Source organism: Pseudoalteromonas sp. MMG024, from assembly GCF_021654175.1.
In the GTDB taxonomy this organism is placed as follows: Bacteria; Pseudomonadota; Gammaproteobacteria; order Enterobacterales; family Alteromonadaceae; genus Pseudoalteromonas.
Genome location: NZ_JAKFZO010000065.1, coordinates 1 through 403 on the forward strand (window position 1 = coordinate 1; position 403 = coordinate 403).

Annotated in this window: 1 protein-coding gene; it reads left to right on the forward strand. The window is 44.7% G+C overall.

Translation table 11 applies throughout. From position 1 onward, the window contains the following. Positions 1 to 403: transposase (locus L1068_RS21880; protein ID WP_237131970.1), on the forward strand; the 403-nt coding region annotated here is incomplete at both ends.

The window sequence follows — 403 nt, forward strand, 5'->3', positions numbered from 1 at the left end:
TCGAGAGGTTGCGATGAAAGACTTAAAAGATGCAAAGTACCAGCTAAAGGCATTGCTTCTTCGCAACAATATTAACTATGCAGGCACAGCAAACTGGTCTCTCAAACACTTACGGTGGCTCACTGAACTGATATTGCCTCACCCTGCACAACAAATCGTTTTACAAGAATTTATTCACACTATTACTGAAAGAATACGTCGTCTAGAACGACTTGATAATGAACTCTCTCACCATGTTTATCAATGGCGTTATTACCCCGTTGTTAAAGCTATTCAAGCGATGCGTGGGGTGCGTTTGCTTGTAGCCGCTGGCGTTGTCGCTGAGCTTGGCGATTTAACCCGCTTCGACCATCCGCGTAAGCTGATGAGTTATCTGGGTCTAGTACCCAGTGAACACTCAAGT